This window comes from Tritonibacter mobilis (genome assembly GCF_001681715.1).
Classification (GTDB): domain Bacteria; phylum Pseudomonadota; class Alphaproteobacteria; order Rhodobacterales; family Rhodobacteraceae; genus Epibacterium; species Epibacterium mobile.
The window spans coordinates 276,191-294,405 of the sequence record NZ_LNWY01000014.1 but is presented as its reverse complement, the minus strand read 5'-3'; the positions used below and the strand labels follow the sequence as shown (position 1 = coordinate 294,405).

The 18,215-nt window shown below is 60.1% G+C and carries 16 protein-coding genes; 7 read left to right on the top strand and 9 right to left on the bottom strand.

All coding sequences use genetic code 11. The features are described 5' to 3' along the window. Window positions 1–211: 211 nt before the first annotated feature. The 3 genes from UB90_RS14980 to UB90_RS14970 form a co-directional block, all read right to left on the bottom strand. Complete coding sequence (locus UB90_RS14980) at window positions 212–535, bottom strand: low molecular weight protein tyrosine phosphatase family protein (protein ID WP_065332027.1); 324 nt, start codon at window positions 533–535, stop codon at window positions 212–214. A 230-nt stretch (window positions 536–765) separates the two neighbouring features. Beyond that, window positions 766–2,538 (bottom strand): methyl-accepting chemotaxis protein, encoded by a 1,773-nt coding sequence (locus UB90_RS14975; protein ID WP_065325778.1) that lies wholly within the window; start codon window positions 2,536–2,538, stop codon window positions 766–768. A gap of 211 nt (window positions 2,539–2,749) precedes the next feature. After that, window positions 2,750–3,940 carry a phosphoglycerate kinase gene (locus tag UB90_RS14970; RefSeq protein ID WP_065325777.1) on the bottom strand — a complete coding sequence of 397 codons (1,191 nt, stop codon included), beginning with the start codon at window positions 3,938–3,940 and terminating at the stop codon, window positions 2,750–2,752. Between the two features lie 280 nt (window positions 3,941–4,220). Here UB90_RS14970 and UB90_RS14965 point away from each other — a divergent pair, with 280 nt between their 5' ends. Continuing rightward, complete coding sequence (locus UB90_RS14965) at window positions 4,221–4,727, top strand: peptidylprolyl isomerase (protein ID WP_005634594.1); 507 nt, start codon at window positions 4,221–4,223, stop codon at window positions 4,725–4,727. After that, window positions 4,720–5,268, top strand: coding sequence for a peptidylprolyl isomerase (locus UB90_RS14960; RefSeq protein WP_065325776.1), 549 nt, complete (start codon window positions 4,720–4,722; stop codon window positions 5,266–5,268). Before UB90_RS14965 ends, UB90_RS14960 begins: the two co-directional genes overlap by 8 nt. A 206-nt stretch (window positions 5,269–5,474) precedes the next feature. Here UB90_RS14960 and UB90_RS14955 read toward each other — a convergent pair whose 3' ends face one another. From UB90_RS14955 to UB90_RS14930, 6 genes are all read right to left on the bottom strand, one after another. Further along, the gene (locus UB90_RS14955) at window positions 5,475–6,005 is read right to left on the bottom strand and encodes a tellurite resistance TerB family protein (protein WP_009179238.1); all 531 of its coding nucleotides are present in this window, start codon (window positions 6,003–6,005) and stop codon (window positions 5,475–5,477) included. A 103-nt stretch (window positions 6,006–6,108) separates the two neighbouring features. Continuing rightward, window positions 6,109–6,417: a hypothetical protein gene (locus tag UB90_RS14950; RefSeq protein WP_065325775.1), complete on the bottom strand. Its 309-nt coding sequence runs from the start codon at window positions 6,415–6,417 to the stop codon at window positions 6,109–6,111. Between the two features lie 159 nt (window positions 6,418–6,576). Then, the gene (locus UB90_RS14945; protein WP_065325774.1) at window positions 6,577–7,107 is read right to left on the bottom strand and encodes a bactofilin family protein; all 531 of its coding nucleotides are present in this window, start codon (window positions 7,105–7,107) and stop codon (window positions 6,577–6,579) included. Then, complete coding sequence (locus tag UB90_RS14940; RefSeq protein ID WP_009178696.1) at window positions 7,097–8,428, bottom strand: M23 family metallopeptidase; 1,332 nt, start codon at window positions 8,426–8,428, stop codon at window positions 7,097–7,099. Before UB90_RS14940 ends, UB90_RS14945 begins: the two co-directional genes overlap by 11 nt. Window positions 8,429–8,665: 237 nt before the next feature. Then, window positions 8,666–9,508: a ferritin-like domain-containing protein gene (locus UB90_RS14935; RefSeq protein WP_009178949.1), complete on the bottom strand. Its 843-nt coding sequence runs from the start codon at window positions 9,506–9,508 to the stop codon at window positions 8,666–8,668. Window positions 9,509–9,756: 248 nt separating this feature from the next. Continuing rightward, a complete protein-coding gene (locus tag UB90_RS14930; protein ID WP_065324103.1) occupies window positions 9,757–10,218 on the bottom strand; it encodes a peroxiredoxin in 462 nt (153 codons plus the stop codon). A gap of 61 nt (window positions 10,219–10,279) precedes the next feature. On the opposite strand from UB90_RS14930, the gene UB90_RS14925 reads away from it, so the two are divergent. The 5 genes from UB90_RS14925 (at window position 10,280) to UB90_RS14905 (ending at window position 18,073) form a co-directional block, all read left to right on the top strand. Then, entirely contained in the window at window positions 10,280–13,801 is a 3,522-nt protein-coding gene (locus tag UB90_RS14925; protein WP_065323960.1) for a YhdP family protein, read from the top strand. An 84-nt stretch (window positions 13,802–13,885) separates the two neighbouring features. Beyond that, complete coding sequence (gene queA / locus UB90_RS14920; RefSeq protein WP_065323961.1) at window positions 13,886–14,935, top strand: tRNA preQ1(34) S-adenosylmethionine ribosyltransferase-isomerase QueA; 1,050 nt, start codon at window positions 13,886–13,888, stop codon at window positions 14,933–14,935. A 285-nt stretch (window positions 14,936–15,220) separates the two neighbouring features. After that, window positions 15,221–16,495, top strand: coding sequence for an MFS transporter (locus tag UB90_RS14915; protein ID WP_065323962.1), 1,275 nt, complete (start codon window positions 15,221–15,223; stop codon window positions 16,493–16,495). A 148-nt stretch (window positions 16,496–16,643) separates the two neighbouring features. Further along, on the top strand, window positions 16,644–17,222 hold the full coding sequence (locus UB90_RS14910) for a DUF924 family protein (protein ID WP_065323963.1): 579 nt from the start codon (window positions 16,644–16,646) through the stop codon (window positions 17,220–17,222). Between the two features lie 164 nt (window positions 17,223–17,386). Continuing rightward, window positions 17,387–18,073, top strand: a complete 687-nt coding sequence (locus UB90_RS14905) for a YiiX/YebB-like N1pC/P60 family cysteine hydrolase (RefSeq protein ID WP_065323964.1) — start codon at window positions 17,387–17,389, stop codon at window positions 18,071–18,073. Window positions 18,074–18,215 lie beyond the last annotated feature (142 nt).

Sequence of the window (18,215 nt, the reverse complement as noted above, 5' to 3'; positions counted from 1 at the left end):
TATTGCTCGGGCGCGCCGGTTGGTCCGACGTCTGAGAGGGTTATGGCATAAGCACAGATGCCTGTGAATTCCCAAAAGTGTTAATTCCCAAAGGTGTCGCAATCACGGGACAGTTGGGTAAGCCGCTTGTCGTTTTGGCAGGAGACGTGCGAGGCGAGAATACCTCTGGCGGTCCAAAGTGACGCAGTTTGGCGCTGGAGCGCGTGTTTCTTTAACGAACGATACGTTTAAGTTTCGACCGAACGATCTCCACCAGTTCCGGTTGCATGAATTCATAGGTGTCCGGAATGTCGAGGCAGACAATGCGCTTGCCCTTGAGGTGAGATCCCATGTGACGCTTGAGCCGGGAAAGCTGGGACTTTTCCATCACCGCAATCGTGTCGGCCCACAGCAAGTGATCGCGACTGACGCGTTCGTCTGAAACTGCGCTTAGTCCCGCAAAATCAGTTGGCTGACCGAGATGTTCCGCCGCAATGGACGCAGCAGTTGGACTTCTTTTTCGGCCCTTGCCGCAGATAAACAGTAGATTTCCCATCGGTGAGACATCACCCCAACATGTTTCAATATTCAAGCATAACATGTGTTTCGCGTCTGCACACTCGACCGTTGCCGGGGTGTTCTATGCGTGACGATAGAGCGACGTGGCAGGTTTTATGACATGGGCCGCGCTCGTTTTGCGGTCAATGCCAACCTGTTAGAAGGGTTTGCAACAAAGATACCCGGCGCAGAGGATGCGCCGGGATGTATAAGGAGATGTCTTGTGGATCAGGCTGCGCGGGCGGGAGCTGCGGTGCTGGTGCTTTCCTGCCCACCGGTAAAGCTCTGCAGAAGATCGGTGAGGCGGGTGGCTTGGGTGCGCATCTCTTGGCTTGCACCATAGGTTTCCTGCACCATCGCGGCGTTTTCCTGTGTGACCTTGTCCAGTTGTGCCACACCGATGTTGATCTCTTTGATACCAGCGGCCTGCTCGCCAGAGGAGGCTGCGATGGCGGAAACCATGCCGGAGACATTGGTGACGCTTTCGACAATCTGGGCCAGGGTTTCAGCAGTGGCTTGCACGAGGCGTTCGCCCTCATCCACTTGATTGGAGCTATCCTGAACCAACTGTTTGATTTCGCTTGCAGATTGCGCAGCCTTCAGGGCAAGGCCACGCACCTCCGAGGCAACCACCGCAAAGCCGCGACCCGCTTCGCCTGCGCGGGCGGCCTCCACCCCTGCGTTGAGGGCCAGCAGGCTGGTCTGGAACGCGATGTCGTCAATCGAGGTGATGATCTGGGTGATCCGGGCGGAATATTCCGCGATGGAGGCCATGGCCTGACGGGCCTGTTCCATCACCTCGCCACCTTGTTCCGCGCGGCGTCGGCCTTCGTCGACCTCGCGGTCCGCAGCCTGTGCCTGCTCGGCGCTGGATTGAACCGAGGCAGACATTTCCTCCAGCGCGGCGGCGCTTTCTTCGAGGGTGGCGGCCTGCGTTTCGGCGCGTTGCGACATCTGATCCGACATCCGCTCCATTTCGCGGGCGTTTTGGGCCACCACAGAAGAGCTTTGGTTGAGCTGCGCGACGAGATCCGAGAGCGATACGGAAAGCGCGTTAAAGTCATCGCAAAGCGCGGTGTAGCTGGGCCCGAGATCCGCCCAGTGACCGGCCGGGATGGTCTGGTCAAGCGCGCCGCTCTTGAGGCCGCTCATGGCCGCGCCCAGGACGTTAAACAGCTCCACCCGGCGGGCGTTTTCCTTGGCGTTTTGGCGTTCAAGCGCGTCGGCGTCGGCCAGTTGGCTGCGCAGATCCTGCAGGTTGCGCGCGATCACGCCCATCTCATCGCCGCGCTCGGTGCCTGTGATCTCGGCATCATAGTCCTTTTGCGCAAGTGCTGCGATCGTCTGGGCCGCGTCGGTCACGGGCTGGCTGAGCTTGCGGCCAAAGGCAAAGGCGACGGCCACCGCGATCAATGTGGCGGCTGCACTCGCGATGATCTGCAACAGCTGGCTAAAGCTGATCAGCGCATCGACCTCGTCGCGGACATCTATGCTTGTCTGGGCGAGCTTGTCCTGCAGGCTGTCCACCACATCGCGGACCGCGCCGGTGGCGGGAAACACCTGATCAAAGACCAGACTGAGCTGCGCCTCGCCCTCGGCGGCTTCGACCTTGAGCAGGGTGGCTTCGATCTGATCGAGCTGCGCCGAGGTGGCAATCAGCGCATCATATGCGGCCTTGTCACGGGCGGCCACAACCGGGGTGGATTTGAAATTGGCGTCGGCCTTGGCGAGTTCGTCACGGATTTCCTGAATGTTACCCCGCAGATCGTTCAGGCCTTCGGGCACGCCGACGGTGTAGGACAGCAGATCGCCAATCCCTTGTTCGATGTCTTCCTTGATGGCGTCGAGGCTTTTGCTCTGGGTGCTGACAGCGCGGTAATGGTAGGTGGCGCTGGCCATGCGCTGATTGGTGAACCACGAAATAGTCGCGGTGATCAGGATCATGGCAATAAATATGCTGGCAAAAAAGAAAACTTGCTTGCGTAGAGAAAAGTTGCTCATACCGGTAGTCCATCATTCCATATGAGCAAAATTGCCCATAACTTGCCGAAACCTTACCGCCGCGACCGTTAAAAGATCGTTGGCAGAGGTGGGCAGTGTTTGGATGAACCGTCAGGGATGGCGAAATAGTAGTTTCAATTTTCCCGAGTTCACCCGCCGCACATGACACGCGGCAAGTGAACGGTTTTCAGGATGCGTGGAGCGCCGAGATTTACGCTTGCAGCGCTGCGACGCCGGGCAGAACCTTACCCTCCATCCATTCAAGGAAAGCGCCCCCCGCGGTGGAGATATAGCTGAAGTCTTCTGCAACACCGGCCTGATTGAGCGCGGCCACCGTATCACCGCCGCCTGCGACAGAGATCAATGTGCCTGCCTTGGTACAGTCGGCGGCCTTTTGCGCGGCAGTGTTGGTGGCAATATCAAAGGGCGCGATCTCAAAGGCGCCGAGCGGGCCGTTCCAGATCAGGGTCTTGCTGTCGGCAAAAACGGTGGCGATGGCCGCAACCGACGCCGGGCCTGCGTCAAGGATCATCGCATCCGCAGGGCAGGCATCGGCAGGGACGGTTTCATTCTCGGCACCGGCCTTGAATTCACGCGCCACCACCACGTCAGACGGCAGCAAAATGGTGCAGCCCGCCGCCTCGGCGCGGGCCATGATATCCTTGGCAGTGCCGGTCATGTCATGCTCGCAGAGCGATTTGCCCACGTCGATGCCTTGGGCCGCAAGAAACGTGTTGGCCATGCCGCCGCCGATCACCAGCGTGTCGACCTTGGCCACCAGATTGCCCAGCAGATCCAGTTTCGTCGACACTTTTGCGCCACCTACAACCGCCGTCACGGGGCGCTCGGGTGTGGCAAGCGAACCTTCGAGCGCCTTGAGTTCGGCCGCCATCAAACGCCCCGCACAAGAGGGCAACAGACGCGCCAGCGCCTCGGTCGAGGCATGGGCGCGGTGGGCGGCGGAGAACGCATCATTGCAGTAGATATCGCCGAGCTTCGCCATCTCGTCTGCGAGGTCTGCGTCGTTCTTTTCTTCGCCCGCGTGAAAGCGGGTGTTTTCGAGCAGCAGGATCTGGCCCGGTTGTAGCGCCGCAATCGCGCCCTCAGCCGCAGGACCACGGCAATCGGCGACAAACATCACCGGGGCACCAAAGGCGGCCTCCAGCGCGGGAACGAGCGGTTGCAGCGACATCTCGGGCACCACCTGACCCTTGGGGCGGCCAAAATGGGCCAGAAGCACGGGCTTTGCACCCTTGGCCAGGAGGTCAGAGATGGTCGGCACCAGACGACGGATGCGGGTGTCGTCGGTGACCTTGCCGTTCTCCATCGGGACGTTGATGTCCACGCGGGTCAGAACGGTTTTGCCTTCAAGCTCCATGTCGTCGAGTGTCTTCCAGCCCATGTCCGGCTCCTCTTTGGTAACGGGCGTACCTGCGCAGGGGGCAGGTACAGAAAAGTCAAAGTCTTGCGCCTGTGTCCTGTGTTTCCGGGCCTCAGTCAATGGTCAGACCAAAGGGCGCGGGCAATCCTTGATCCGGCGCGGCATCCGCCCCAAAGCCGCATTGATCTTCACACTCCTGTCAGGTTCCTGCCGACGCCTGCGCTTGCGCGCATTGTTCCCTTGGCAAGCGCGAGCATGGACTTTAGGTATTCCGGCAATACGAATGTGACAGGAGGGCCTCATGGCCGAGATCAAGGATCCCGAAAACACCATCATCGTCGAGCTGAAGGACGGCAATGTCGTCATCGAGCTGCTGCCTGACGTGGCGCCGATGCATTGTGACCGGATGAAAGAACTGGCGCGTGAAGGCCAGTACGACAACGTGGCGTTTCACCGCGTGATCGACGGCTTCATGGCGCAGACCGGCGACGTGCAGCATGGCGACATGGAAGACGGGTTCAATCTGAACCGCGCAGGCACCGGTGGTTCTGACAAAAAAGACCTGCCGGCGGAATTCTCTGGCCTGCCGCATGACCGTGGCACGCTGGGCGCGGCGCGCTCGTCGAACCCGAACTCCGCCAACTCGCAGTTCTTTATCAACTTCAAGGACAACCACTTCCTGAACCGTCAGTACACCGTCTATGGCCGTGTCATTGAGGGCATGGAGCATGTGGATGCGATCACCCGTGGCGAGCCGCCTGCGAACCCGGACCGGATGATCTCCGTCAAGGTGGCAGCCGATGCTTAAGCACCTGAGCGCACTGGCCCTGCTGGCCGCGTCGCCTGCGTTTGCCACCGGTCTGGAAATCCAGGTCGAGGGGGAGGCCAATGGCACCATCGTGATCGACCTGTTGGAAGATGTGGCCCCCAAACATGTGGAGCAGATCACCGCGCTGGCCAATGAGGGTCAGTATGACGGTGTGGTCTTTCACCGGGTGATCAATGGTTTCATGGCGCAGACGGGCGATGTCGAAAACGGCCGTTTGGGCTCTGACATGCGCTATGCGGGCACCGGTGGGTCTGACCGCCCCAATCTGCCTGCGGAGTTCTCGGATGTGCCGTTTGATCGCGGTGTTGTGGGCATGGCGCGCTCGCAAGATCCCGACAGCGCCAATTCGCAGTTCTTCATCATGTTTGACGAAGGTCACTTCCTGAACGGTCAATATACCGTTGTGGGCCGTGTCACCGAAGGCATGGATGTGGTGGATCAGATCAAACGCGGCCATCCGCGGTCCGGTGCCATCACCGGCAAGCCCGATGTGATGACCAAGGTCACCGTCACCGAGTAAGGTGCTGGCGACCAAGGAATACCAAAGCCCCGCAGTATGATGCTGCGGGGCTTTGTGTTTGATCTGGGGCGCTCAGAGGGGAGGGGCGCGCTCCCGTGTCCGCTGGGGTCCCCGGCTGACGCCGGGCACGGCAGCGGCCTTTGGGCCGGGCGCCGCGCGGCCGCGCAGCGGGGGCAGGTGGGATCTGCCGTGGCCTACGCGAGAAACTACGCGAGCTTCAGGCCGCGTTGCAGATCCTCAAGAGCAGAGCGCTGCGCAGATGTGAGCTCGCCTTTGCCGTATTTTGCAATATCCTGCACAATCTCAACCAAAGCGTTGAAGTCGCGCTGACCACTCAGCTTATATAGCTTGCGTGACAGGCGTGGCACCGCTTGAGCCGCATCGCCGCATTGGGTCATGATCCAGCGCCCGAGGACCACCAATTCTTCGCTGTCCTTATGGCTGACATGAAAGCCATCGCGCAGCCCCCGCACCAAAGCATCGCGCTGCTCGGCGGTGGGGTAGTCATCGAGTTCGAGAAAGCTCACACCGATGGCGGCAATGGCAACCTTTGGGTCCTCGATTTGCTCTACGGGATGCACGTTGACCTGCCGTCGAAAGCCAAAGCGGCGGGCGGCAGCGCGCACATCAGCCGCCATATCGAGTAAATCACTGGTCATATGGGCGGCGTTGCGCGCGCGGTGAAGCCAGAACCATGCTCCGGCCAGAAGGGCGAGAGCGCCGAGAATAAAGGGCATGTAAAAATCCTGGACTGAGAAACTTTGAGCGGAAACTAACCGGGGAGAGCTACGCCACCAAGGAGATTTTTCAGGGCCGAGGCAGGGAATATGTCAGATCGTTTCAGCTTTGCGTCACATAGGCACAGGCCGTGCGAGCAAAATCACCCCAATGCGCCTGATGTTCCATACCAAGCTGAACCCATTCTTTCATGGGGCGGCCCTTGCCAGATGGGTCAAACAGTTTGGCACCTTCCAGTGATATGGCGTCTTGGTGGTGTGGAGGCGGGAGCTTAAAAACCATTACGTCTTGGAACAGGCAAACGAATGCTTTGTTGTTGATTTTATAGCATTTCTTTCCAAACATCTGAGAGCGGACAGCATTGTCTATTGCGTCGCCTATCTTGTGAAACTCTGTTTCTGAGTCACTCATTGTAAGCCTCCGTTGAAATATACTCGCACAGAAAATCAGCTGTGCGTGCAGCTGATCATACAAACGGATCAAATTCATAAAAAACCAAAAGGCGCCGGAGTGATCCGACGCCTTTGGAAAACTGTCGCTGAAGGACGATAGCGCCCTCGCAAAAGGGAGTTAGCCCTGTGCGGTTGCCGGAGCGGCTGCGGTCGGTGCGGCCTGTGCTTTGGCGGCTTTGCCGGGGCTGAGCGGGTCGTCCTGACGCTGCACGGAACCCTCAAAATGGGCACCGGATTCGATTGCGATGGTCTTGTGGATGATGTCACCCTCGACCCGTGCAGTGGAGGTCAGGCGCACCTTCAGGCCACGGACGCGGCCCACGATGCGACCGTTGATGACCACGTCATCGGCGGTGATTTCGCCTTTGATGGTGGCGCTTTCACCGATGGTCAGCAGGTGTGCGCGGATGTCACCCTCAACTGTGCCTTCGACCTGAATGTCACCGGTGGTTTTTACGTTGCCGGTGATGTGCAGATCGGAGCTCAGCAGCGATGCAGGCGGCTTTGCCTTGGGCGCGGCGGGCTTGCTGTAGTCGCTTGCGCCGGTGGATGCGCTGCTCGAAGTGGGCGCCGGGCTGGAGGCCGGGGTTGCCGTGGTGGTGTCGGCTTGTTTCGGGCCGGGCTCGTTGATTTTGCTCTTAGAAAACATTTCTCGCAGCCTTGATATAGATCATGGGGTTTACGGGTTTGCCATTGACCCTGACCTCGTAATGGAGGTGGGTCCCGGTGGACCGTCCGGTAGTACCCATATCAGCAATGTGATCCCCGCGCGAGACCCTTTGGCCGACTTTGACGCGGAGGTTGGAATTATGGGCATATCTGGTTTCGATGCCAAAGGCATGCTGAATTTTGACGAGTTTGCCATAGCCCGAGGACCAGCCCGCATGGGTGACCACACCGTCAGCGGTGGCAAAGATATCGGTGCCGGTGCCGCCAGCAAAATCCGACCCTTTATGGAGCCTGCGGCCGCCAGTTTTGGGGTCGCGGCGGTAGCCAAAGCCCGAGGTCTGGCGCACTTGGCCAAGGTTCACGGGCACAGAAAAGGGCGCTTGTGCTGCGGCAATACGATAGAGGTTGAGCTGGCTCATCTGGTTGAGCAGCGCATTGGCGCGCGTCTCGTCGGGGCTTGGCTCCTCGCCACGGGTGGAGAGCGACAAGGGCTCCAACGGGCCACCTTCGCCGTTATAGCCACGGCGCACCTGTTCCAGAATGCGATCCGGGGGCAGGCCGGCAGAGGAGAACATCTTGTTCAGCGGCTCCACCGAAATGGCCATTGCTTCTTCAAGTTGGCGGAAGATCTGATCGTTGCGCTGCGCGGTGAGCGCCAGTTCCAGTTCCAGATCATCCCGTTGAGCCAGCGCAGACTGGGCGTCCGCTTCGATCTGGTCGCGCTCTGCGGCCGTCTCTGAGAGCGCGGTGGTGAGGAAGTCCAGCTGCTCGGGAGCGGTGGCGGCCAGCACCTGTTCCGGGCTGTCCGGTGCTGTCTGTTCACGCAGGTCCCGCACCGAGCGTTTCAGGGCTTCGCGCTCGCTGATCGTTTCACGTAGGTTGGTCTGGATGATGTCGATGCCGGTTTCCAGTTCCCGGCGACGGGTCTCAGAGGCCAAGAGTTCAGACTGCATGGTGGAGATCTGCGCCAGCGCGGAGTTGAAACGATCCTGCGCTGCCAGCGCTTCTTCGGCGCGGCGGTCGCGTTCCGTAGAGAGTGCGTTCAGGCGTTCCTGATAGACCTGCTGGTCACGCCGTGCTTGGTCGCGGAAATTGCCGGAACCAATGCTGTCCATCAGGACGATGGCGGTGGCGACAATGGCCCATGAGACAAAAACGGTAAGCCCTGCAACGGCGACGATCTGGGTTTCGGAGCTTAACCTTATAAAGCGCGTATCACTGTCGGATTTCAGAAAAACCCGGCGCTCGGGGAACCGGCGCTCCAGAAATGCATGAATCCGTAAGTAAATTCCGCCTCGCAAGACCCGATATCCTCATTCCATCCCTTTGTGGCCCTGTCCTCCTGCCTCCGGGAGTTTTGCGACACGACCAGCCTTGGCAAGATGAAATAGCCAGACTGTGGCCATTCAGCAACCCTGTTCCGCCCCGGTGACCAATCTGTCGCGCAATTCCTTGGCCTTGGGCAGAAAACTGCCGATATGGGGCGGTTTACCTCTGATTTTCGCGCATTGCGGTCATGTCTTGCAAAAGATTCGTCTTTAGCGGGCGTAGGCTGGGGCCTCACCGTCCGCGAGCGGCCAATAGAAGTCCGGCGGCAGGCCCGCGTCGGCGCGTTTTTCCTCGTTGAAGGGCGGTTTGAGCGCGCCGTGGAAATATTTCTGCACCAATGCGTGGAACTCGGCCTTTGGGTCGAGGTTGTCGCGCCCGCAGAGGAAATTGAACCATTTGGCGCCGTAAGCCACATGGCCGACCTCTTCGGCATAGATCACTTCGAGCGCATCAAGCGCCTGTTGCACACCGGCTTTGCGAAAAAGCGCAATCATGCCCGGGGTCACATCCAGCCCGCGCGCTTCCAGTACCATGGGCACCACGGCAAGGCGTCCCATCAGATCATCCACAGTGTCCTCGGCAGCGCGCCACATGCCCGCATGGGCGGGCAGGGCGCCATAGTGGCTGCCAAGGCTTTCAAGGCAATCGCACATCAGGTTGAAATGCTTGGATTCTTCATCAGCGGATTTGACCCAGTCATCGTAAAAGCCAAGCGGCATCGGGACATGGGTAAAGCGCGCGATAATGTCCCAATGCAGATCGACGGCGTTGAGTTCGATATGGGCCACCGCATGCAGCAGTGCGATGCGCCCCTGCGGCGAACCGGGTTTGCGTTTTGGCACATCGCGAGGGTGCAGCAGCTCTGGCTCAGCTGGGCGGGCAGGGTGCAGCGGCGGCGTGGCGCTGCCGATGGCAATTTCGGGGGCATCCCCTGCGCGGGATGCACGCCAGGCGGCAGCGTGTTTATGCGACAGGGCGGTCTTGGCGCGCCCATCGGCACAATTGAGCACGTCGGTGGCCATCTGGGCGAGGGTGAGGGAGCTTTGAGTCATGGTCCTGTCCGATTGGCGTCCTGAGTCTTATGGGTTGTGCGGTGTATGCGGTCAGGCGGGCAGATGGATCAAGGCGCACCAGAGCGAAATATCAGGTTTGCAGGCTGGAGGTTTTGCGCTTTGCTGTGCAAATCGCCGGAGGGCGGGGCCGCGCCTTCGGCGCGGCCCCGCCCGGCGCAACGCTTTTGGGGGTGGCTCTGCCGCACCTCAAAAAGGGGCGGGAGCTGCCCGGTTTTTGTTGGCGTTGATCAGAGGGTTTTCACCGCCTCAAGGACCTCTTCGACGTGGCCGGGCACTTTGACTTTGCGCCAGATGCGGGCGATTTTTCCGTCGCGGTCGATGAGAAACGTCGAACGCTCAATGCCCATGCTCTTGCGGCCATACATGTTCTTTTCCACCCAGACGCCGTAGTCTTCGCACATGCTGCTGTCGGTATCTGACAAAAGCGGTACGGTAAGCCCATGTTTTGCGACGAATTTATCGTGTTTTGCGACCGTGTCGCGGGAAATGCCAAACACTGCGGCCCCTGCATCGGCAAAGGCCTGCAGATGTTCGGAAAATCCGATGGATTCCTTGGTGCAACCCGGCGTATCATCGCGGGGATAGAAAAACAGAACAACGACCTGACCCTTCAGGTCCGAAAGGGCAACTTCACCGCCGCCGTCGCGTGGCAGGGTGAACGCGGGGGCAAGGTCAGAGGGTTCGAGCATGTTTTGGGTCTCCTCAAGGGTTCGCGCAAGAAATCTTGCAGTTGCGAACCATACATAGATCATGTCGGGCGAAGGAAAACCACAGATCGTCTCATCGCCGCAGGATGACCTGTCAGAGGCGGCAGAAGATGCGCGGCCTGACGTATCCTCCGAGACCGACACCTTCGAGACCGACACCACAGACGCGCCGCCCGCCGATTCAGGAACCGATCCCGCACCTGATCCAGAACCTGCCGCCAAATCCCGGCGCTGGCGGCGGCGCATGTGGAAGAGCGGTGTCTGGCTGGTGGCGCTTCTGGCCGTGTTCGCGGCTGCAGCGATGGTGCTTTTGGACAAGAGACTGGATGCGCCGCAATGGTTGCGCGCCGAGGCAGAGCGGCGGATTGAGCGGCATCTGGGCGGGTTGCAGATCGAGTTTGGCGAGATCGAACTGGTGGTGCACAGTGGCTGGCGACCGCGGCTCTCGCTGCGTGATGTGACGCTGTTTTATCCCGATGGCAGCCCGGCCGTGCATCTGGAGGATGCGCAGGCGGCGCTTGCCATGCGCCCGCTCCTGCGCGGTCAGCTTCGACCCAAACTGATTTCGCTCTCGGGGTTGTTTGCAACGCTTGAGACCGGGCGTGACGGGGCGGTGGCGCTCAGTTTTTCCGATGGGGCAACGCCGCTGCGGCAGGCGCGCAACCTGCCGCAACTGATCGACACATGGGATCGCCAGTTGGAACTGCCGATCCTGTCGGCGGTGACGCGGGTCGAGACCCAATCGGTGACGCTGAACTACATTGACCGCCGTATTGACCGCGCGTGGACGCTCGATGGTGGTGCGGTGTTGCTGTCGCGTGAGGGCGATAGCGTCAATATTGATGCCGGTTTTTCGGTCTTGAGCGGGCGCGAATATGCCAGCACGGTGGATGCCAATTATCGGTCGGATATTGGCGACACGGCGGCGGAGTTCGCTGTGGTGGTCGATCAGGTGCCCAGCGTCGATATCGCCAGCCAGAGCCCGGCGTTCGGGTGGCTGGATGTGCTGCGCGCGCCGATTTCAGGTGCCCTGCGCGGGGCCGTGGACAGCGACGGCAAACTGCTGCCGCTGACGGCAAGTTTGGAGATCGGCACGGGCGTGATCCAGCCAAACGATCAACTGAAGCCGGTGCCGCTGCAATCGGCGCAGAGCTTTTTCACCTTTGATCCGGCGCGCCAAGAACTGGCGTTTACCCGTCTCTCGGTGGAGAGCGGCTGGGTCAGTGGCCAGATGGAGGGGCGTGCAGAGCTGGTGGGCGTGCGCGATGGCAGGCTGACGCAATTGGTCGGGCAGTTGAGTTTCTCTGATCTCAAGGTCAATCCGCTGCGTCTTTATCCTGATCCTCTGGCGTTTTCCGGGGTACAGGCAGATTTCCTGATGGAATTGCAGCCCTTCCGGTTGCGCCTTGGTGAGGCGCTGGTGCAGCAGGGAGACACCGATCTGCTGCTGCGGGGCGAGGTTCGGGCCGGTGCCAAAGGTTGGAGCTACGATCTGCAAGGGTCTGCCGACCAACTGGATGTGGCGATGGTCAAGGAAATGTGGCCCCCGTCTGCGCCGCCAAAGCCAAGAGCCTGGTTTGCAGAGAATGTGCTGGCGGGTGACATTCGCGACGCCCAATTTGCGCTGCGCGGTCGCGATGCGGAAAAGCCCTTTGTGGCGGTGGATCTCGGGTTTGAAAACGGCACCGTCAGGTTCAATAAATTCTATCCGCTCCTCAAAGGGGCGGCCGGACAACTGAGCATCTATGGCAAGCGGCTGGTTGTGACCGCCACCGAGGGCGGTGTGACTGCGAGACAGGGCGGGCAGATGGATCTGGCGGGGACGTCATTCATTATCCCGGATACTTCGCTGAAAGGGGACAACAGTCTTGGGATTTTGCGGGCCGAGTTGAAAGGCACTGCATTGGCGGCCCTGTCGCTCCTCAACCGTGAACCGCTGACCATATTGAGCAACGTCGGCCTGCCGGTCGGGCTGGGCAGCGGTGAAGTGGAGCTGAGCGCAACCGCCTCGATGCCATTGAAGAAAAAGCTCGATGTGGCAGAGGTGGACTATCACTACGCAGGCCAGCTGCGGCGGGTGGCGAGCGACGTGCTGGTGCCCGGATATCCGATTGCCGCCGATGCGCTGTCGATCTCTGGCGACAATGCTCATGTGACCGTCTCGGGGCCCGGCACCTTTGCCGGGGTGCCTATTCGGGCCAAATGGCGTCAGGGCATCCGGCCCGGCAACCCGCCGGATGGCACCATTGAGGGCCATATTGAATTGTCGCCACGCACCATGAAGGCGCTCAATATCGGGTTGCCAGACGGGATGGTCAGTGGCAGCGGGCGTGCGATCCTAAAGGCGGTCTTGCCGCCCGGTGAGCCGGTGCAACTTTCGGTGAATAGCGATCTCAAAGGGGTTGGTCTGCGACTGGCAGAGCTTGGCTGGAGCAAATCCGAAGGCAGCGCGGGCAGGTTGTCCTTTAACACGGTGCTGCAAAAGACGCCCTCAATTGAAAATCTGGTGCTCGAGGCCACAGGGCTGCGCGCCGCGGGGCGGGTCACGGTCAAGCCTGACGGCGGTCTGGATCAGGCGCAGTTTTCCTCTGTGTCTCTCGGCGGCTGGTTGCAGGGTCCGGTCACGCTGAGGGGACGGGGCAATGCGACGCCTTCGCTCTCGATGACGGGGGGCTGGATTGATCTGGAACGCGCGCCGTTCAGCAGCCGGGATGAGGGGCGCTCGGCGGGTGGTGGCGGCAGTAACACGCCCATTTCATTGGCGATTGATCGGCTGCAGGTGACACAAGAGTTGTCGCTGTCGCGGTTTCAGGGGCGCTTTGACACGCTTGGGGGCTTTAACGGCTCCTTCACCGGCAATCTGAACACGCTGACCCCGGTCGAAGGGGTGGTGGTGCCACAGGCCGGGGGGCTGGCCATGCGGCTGCGCTCTGCGGATGCGGGCGGCGTATTTCGCGCCGCCGAAGTGATGCGCGATGGCTATGGCGGCAGTTTTGAGATGACCATGGTGCCAGCGGTGCAACCGGGCGAATACAACGGTCAGCTGCGGGTGAATAACATCCGGGTCAAAAACACGCCGACGATTGCGGCTCTGATCAACTCGCTCAGCCTTGTGGGGCTGTTTGATGAGCTGTCCGGTCAAGGCATTCTGTTCACTTCGATGGAAGCGGATTTCCGGCTTGGGTCGCGGTATCTGACACTGGTCAATTCCTCGGCGGTGGGGCCGTCGATTGGCCTGTCGATGGATGGGGTTTATGACCTCACCACCAGTCAGATGAACATGCGCGGGGTGCTCTCGCCAATCTATCTAGTCAATGCGATCGGCAGCGTGCTGACCCGCAAGGGCGAGGGGCTGTTTGGGTTCTCCTTTACCGTTAAAGGCAAGGCGGCGGATCCGGTGGTTTCCGTCAATCCGCTGTCGGGCATTGCGCCGGGATTCTTGCGTGAGATTTTTCGCGGTGAGGCCCCGAAGGCTCCGGGGGCAACGCCACCCCCGAAAGAAGAGCGCCGCAAAACAGCAGAAGAACTGCGAGAAGAGCGGATACGGCGGCGCGAAGCGCGCTAGGCTGACCTCTTGTAGGGGCCAAGCATGGAGACGCGGTGCGATGGCCCATGGACTTTTGCGCAGGCGCGCAGTATCGCGCGAGCCATGAAACTGAGCGATTTTGATTTCGACCTGCCCGAGGATCTGATTGCGACACGGCCCGCCGTGCCGCGCTCTTCGGCGCGTTTGCTGGTGGCAGAACAGGACCGGATCACCGATGCCCGCGTCACCGATCTGCTGCAATGGCTGAATGCTGGTGACCGGCTGGTGCTGAACGACACGCGCGTGATCCCCGCGCGGCTGAGCGGGCAGCGGCATCGCACCTCTGCCCAAGGCCCGGTGTCCGCCCGTATTGAGGTGACATTGCTGGAGCCGCAGGCCGACGGCTGCTGGAGTGGTCTTTTGAAGCCGCTCAAGAAAATCAAGATCGGGGAAACCGTGCGTTTCTCGGATACGCTCTCGGCAGAGCTGGTTGATGTGGTCGAGGGCCAAGGGCGGCTGCGCTTTAATCTGGCGGGCGATGATTTCGACTCCGCATTGGCCGAGGCGGGCGCGATGCCGCTGCCGCCTTATATCGCCGCCAAACGTCCCGCAGATGAGCAGGACAAGACCGATTATCAAACCGTCTGGGCGCGCAGTTCCGGCGCGGTGGCGGCTCCGACGGCGAGCCTGCATTTCGACGAGCCGTTGCTGGCAGCGCTCGCGGCCAAAGGGGTGGAGTTCACCTATGTGACGCTGCATGTGGGCGCGGGCACCTTTCTGCCGGTCAAGGTCGAGGATGTGACCAGCCACAAAATGCACGCCGAATGGGGGCAGGTGACAGCCAAGGCCGCAGCCGAGATCGCCGCCACCAAAACCGCAGGCAAGCGGGTGATCCCTGTGGGCACCACGGCGCTGCGGTTGATTGAAAGTGCAGCGCGAGACAGCGGTGCGATTGCGCCTTGGGAAGGTGAGACGGATATCTTTATCTATCCGGGGTTCATCTTTCGGGTGGCCGATGCGCTGATGACCAATTTCCATTTACCCAAATCCACCCTGATGATGCTGGTTTCGGCCTTGATGGGACAGGAACGGATGCGCTCTGTTTACGCCCATGCGGTAACCGAACGCTATCGGTTCTTCTCTTACGGTGACGCGTCGCTGCTGATTCCCTGACACGGGCGGAGTATGCATTTCTCCCCTTGTTCGCCAGGCTTGGCCGGGCAGGGGGTTGACCCATGCTCCGACTGTGCGAAAGGTCGCCGCAAGACCACCCCGAGTCGGTATTGCCGGGTCAGGGTGACGATAAACAGACCATGACTGGAACCTTGCGGCGCGCGTGGGCGTTTGCGTTTGCATTCTGCCCCACTCCTTATTCGGCGTGGGCCGGGGTTTTTACGACAATACCGTGCGGCATGAGGCCCGCGGGCTCCTGACTCTGACCGAAGGAGAAGAGACGAGATGCTGCAAGTTCTGTCGAGCGCCTGGGCGCTCCTCTTGGGGATTGGCCTTTTGATGCTGGGCAACGGCCTGCAGGGGACGCTCCTGGGCGTGCGCGGTGGCATTGAGGGCTATTCAACCCTGACAATGTCACTGGTGATGTCCACCTATTTTGTCGGTCTGCTGCTGGGGTCATGGGTGGCGCCGGGGATGATCCGGCGTGTGGGCCATGTACGGGTCTTTGCGGCACTGGCCTCATTGATTTCGGCGGTGATGGTGATCTATCCGGCACTGCCGAACCCCTATATCTGGATGCTGGGCCGTCTGATCGTCGGTTTCTGTTTCTCGGGCGTGTATGTGACGGCGGAGAGCTGGCTCAATAATGCGGCTGACAATGAAAACCGCGGCAAGGCGCTGTCGCTCTATATGATCGTGATGACGCTGGGGCTGGTGGCCGCGCAGGGCTTTATCCTGATCGGTGATCCGGCGGGGTATCTGCCCTTCGTGATTGCCTCTATCGCGGTTTCGATCTCTTTTGCGCCGATTTTGCTGTCGATTTCACCAACCCCCGCCTTTGACACTGCTAAGCGGATGACCCTGCGCGAGCTGATGCAGGCGTCCCCTCTGGGCTGTGTGGGGATGTTCCTGATCGGCGGCGTGTTCTCTGCGCAGTTTGGTATGTCGGCGGTTTACGCCACCGAGGCCGGGCTGAAACTACATCAGGTCTCGCTCTTTGCCGCGAGCTTTTATGTCGGTGCCTTGTTCATGCAGTTTCCGCTCGGATTCTTGTCGGACCGGATGGATCGGCGTGTGCTGATCATGTTTGTCGCCGGGATTGCCGGAGTAACCTCGGTGATGGCGATGATGCTCAGCGGTTCTTTTATATTGCTGCTGATTGCGGCCTTTACCATCGGCGGGCTGATCAATCCGCTCTACTCGCTGCTTCTGGCACATACCAATGACTTCCTCGATCATGACGACATGGCCTCGGCCTCGGGCGGTTTGATCTTCATCAACGGGCTGGGGGCCTGTAGCGGTCCGGTGATCATCGGTTGGCTGATGTCAGACGCGGTCTTTGGCCCCAACGGCTTCTTCCTGTTTATGGCCGTGCTCTTGGGGGTCTTAGTCGCCTACGCCGGATATCGCGCAACGCAGCGTTCGACCATTCCCGTCGAAGAGACCGGCGTCATGCCTGCCATGAGCCCCTCTGTGACCTCGGTCGCGGTTGAAGTGGCGCAGGAATATGCCATCGAGACGGAACTCGAAGAGCAAGAAAACGCCGCTGCCACAGGCTGATAGCGCCAACACGCTGAAAAATTGGCCATCTCTTCACAAAAGTGACGGAGGTGGCCTTTTTTGTAACTTAACGTCACTTGTACTCGACCCGTGAATCAGGCTCATCATGGGGTGTCACGATAGTTTTACAGCCGGTGGAGAAAGACCAATGGCAGCCCCTGAAGAGATACTGGAATTCTGGCTCGATGAGGTCGGAGAAGAAGGCTGGTATCGCCAAGATGATGCGCTGGACGCAGAGATCCGAAAGCGGTTTGAACAGGCATGGCGCAATGCCTGCGAGGGGAGCTACTCGCTGTGGCTGACCTATCCCAGTGGCACATTGGCCTATATCATTCTACTGGACCAGTTCCCGCGCAATATGTTCCGTGGTGAAGCAAAGGCCTTCGCATCCGACCATATTGCGCTTGCGGTGGCCAAGGCGGCAGTGGATCGCAAATGGGATCTGAAAATCGATGAACCTGCACGGCAGTTCTTCTATTTGCCGATGATGCATTCCGAGAGCCTGTGCGATCAGGAACGCTGTGTGCGTCTGATCCACGAGCGGCTCGACAAGAGCGGCGCGCAGAACCTGCTGCACGCGCGGGCGCACCGCGAGGTTATCCGCCTGTTTGGCCGCTTTCCCTATCGAAACGAGGCGCTGCACCGCCACAGCACCGCGCCGGAACTGGATTACGTCAGCGCCGGTGGCTATGGCTCCACCGTGCGGGAGTTGCAGGCCATCGCCTGAACCTGATTGATCTCGAAGCATTATAAAGCCCCGCCGATCCATCCGGCGGGGCTTTTGCGTTTGCATGGGCGAGAAGCTGCCATGCCGTGAGAGAGCAGCGAATAGATTGTCCGAGATCTGCAAGCCTGTGTAATTCTGTGCCAGAGGTGAGAGGTGGACGCGCGATGAAATTGCACGGGATGATAGTCGCGGGAGCCGTGGCTCTGGCCTCAGCGGCGATGTCGGATGAGCCAGATTGGGCAAGGCTCATGGCGGAGGCAGAATGGGATTGGCGGCCGGGCGATCTGATTTTTCGAAATGGTCTGAATGATGCGGATGATGTGCTCAAACATGCGTCAGACTCACCATGGGCGACGGTCGGGATATTGCGTGCCTCCAGTGGCGGGCCGCGGGTGGTCTATGTCGATGAGACGGAGGGCGTGACAGAGGTCATGCTCTACCGCTTTGTCGAAGAGCTGACACCAGAGGACTACGCGGTCTATCGCATTGAAAGCCTGTCCAGCACGCTTGAGGATGGCCAGCAATTACAGGGACCGCTGGCCCGGTATGCGCTGAATGTGGCGTTTGGTGCGCCCTTTGATGTTCAGTTTCAGCTCGGCAATGACGCCTATTACAGCGCAGAACTGATTTACGAGGCCGCGATGTCCGCCGGGGTGAAACTGGCAGAGCCTGTCACGCTTGCCAGTCTTTCTGCTGCTGACACTGAACTGGGTGACAGGGTGCTGACAGCCGCGCATGCGTCGCAGGACTGTGCAAGCGCGCAATGCGGGTCTTTGGTTGCGGCGCAGAAGATCGTCACGGTGGGTGCGATGCTCCGCTCGGATGCGCTGACGCAGGTTTTTCCTGAATAGGCGGGCCCATCGGTTAGCGGCGCGAAGTCGGATTTTTGGTTGAACCCGCAGTGTTGCTTGTTAGGGTCGCATGACGTGACGCCGCAGTCTGAGGCCAGACTGGTATCTGCTCTGCTTCGACAGTTGCGGCATCGAGGAAATT

Coding starts and splice junctions, on each gene's coding strand:
- UB90_RS14930 (WP_065324103.1), bottom strand. CDS start 10,218: ATGCTCGAACCCTCTGACCTTGCCCCCGCGTTCACCCTGCCACGCGAC.
- UB90_RS14975 (WP_065325778.1), bottom strand. CDS start 2,538: ATGAGCAACTTTTCTCTACGCAAGCAAGTTTTCTTTTTTGCCAGCATA.
- UB90_RS14905 (WP_065323964.1), top strand. CDS start 17,387: ATGAAATTGCACGGGATGATAGTCGCGGGAGCCGTGGCTCTGGCCTCA.
- UB90_RS14950 (WP_065325775.1), bottom strand. CDS start 6,417: ATGAGTGACTCAGAAACAGAGTTTCACAAGATAGGCGACGCAATAGAC.
- UB90_RS14965 (WP_005634594.1), top strand. CDS start 4,221: ATGGCCGAGATCAAGGATCCCGAAAACACCATCATCGTCGAGCTGAAG.
- UB90_RS14915 (WP_065323962.1), top strand. CDS start 15,221: ATGCTGCAAGTTCTGTCGAGCGCCTGGGCGCTCCTCTTGGGGATTGGC.
- queA (WP_065323961.1), top strand. CDS start 13,886: ATGAAACTGAGCGATTTTGATTTCGACCTGCCCGAGGATCTGATTGCG.
- UB90_RS14980 (WP_065332027.1), bottom strand. CDS start 535: ATGGGAAATCTACTGTTTATCTGCGGCAAGGGCCGAAAAAGAAGTCCA.
- UB90_RS14955 (WP_009179238.1), bottom strand. CDS start 6,005: ATGCCCTTTATTCTCGGCGCTCTCGCCCTTCTGGCCGGAGCATGGTTC.
- UB90_RS14925 (WP_065323960.1), top strand. CDS start 10,280: ATGTCGGGCGAAGGAAAACCACAGATCGTCTCATCGCCGCAGGATGAC.
- UB90_RS14970 (WP_065325777.1), bottom strand. CDS start 3,940: ATGGGCTGGAAGACACTCGACGACATGGAGCTTGAAGGCAAAACCGTT.
- UB90_RS14945 (WP_065325774.1), bottom strand. CDS start 7,107: ATGTTTTCTAAGAGCAAAATCAACGAGCCCGGCCCGAAACAAGCCGAC.
- UB90_RS14910 (WP_065323963.1), top strand. CDS start 16,644: ATGGCAGCCCCTGAAGAGATACTGGAATTCTGGCTCGATGAGGTCGGA.
- UB90_RS14935 (WP_009178949.1), bottom strand. CDS start 9,508: ATGACTCAAAGCTCCCTCACCCTCGCCCAGATGGCCACCGACGTGCTC.
- UB90_RS14960 (WP_065325776.1), top strand. CDS start 4,720: ATGCTTAAGCACCTGAGCGCACTGGCCCTGCTGGCCGCGTCGCCTGCG.